The organism is Pseudomonas agronomica (assembly GCF_025917275.1).
In the GTDB taxonomy this organism is placed as follows: domain Bacteria; phylum Pseudomonadota; class Gammaproteobacteria; order Pseudomonadales; family Pseudomonadaceae; genus Aquipseudomonas; species Aquipseudomonas agronomica.
Genome location: NZ_JAOSHO010000975.1, coordinates 1 through 663 on the forward strand (window position 1 = coordinate 1; position 663 = coordinate 663).

The window sequence follows — 663 nt, forward strand, 5'->3', positions numbered from 1 at the left end:
GGTGACGGCGGTTCATCCAGGCCCGGGCGGCGAGGGTGGTGATCAACAATCCCAGGGTCCCGGCAAAATACCGGTGGATCATTTCGTTCCAGCCTTTATGCGCTTCCACCGGCGTGTCGGGAAAGTGCAGCTCGGCATGGGCCAGTTGGGCTTCGCCCTTGGGCACGCTGATGAAACCGTAGCAACCGGGCCAGTCGGGGCAACCGAGACCGGCGTGGGTCAGCCGTGTATAGGCGCCCAACAGCACGACGATCAATGCCAGCAACGTGGCGAATAGCGCGAGGCGAAATCCAGGCTTGGCCATGTCGGTGCCCTTATCCGATGTTCGACAGTTTCAGCAGATGGCGCAGGTCGTTAAGCAGATCCTTGCCCTTGACCCGGGCGTCGTAGCGCAGCACCAGGTTGCTGTGGGGATCGATGATCCACAGCTGCGCACCGCCAGAACCCTGGGCGCCTTTCTGATAGGCCGGCAGGTCCAGCGGGTAGCGTTGCAACTGCGGGTACTCGCGTTTCAATTGCGCCTCATATTCGCCGTCCAACGGTTGCGCGACCGCCAGGGCGTGACTGGCGCGACCGGCTTCACGGCCCAGGCCGATCTGCACCTGCCGGGCCAGGTAGACCAGTTGCCGGCAATCCACCGAACACTCCTGCGGCGCCGTCACC

At 63.7% G+C, this 663-nt stretch carries 1 protein-coding gene and 1 pseudogene; both read right to left on the bottom strand.

Annotated elements, in window-relative coordinates:
- The coding region (locus OC610_RS28460; RefSeq protein ID WP_264433066.1) for a COX15/CtaA family protein at positions 1-304 on the bottom strand (304 nt) is incomplete at its 3' end.
- 10 nt (positions 305-314) lie between these two features.
- A pseudogene (locus tag OC610_RS28465) lies at positions 315-663 on the bottom strand (hypothetical protein); the annotation flags it as partial.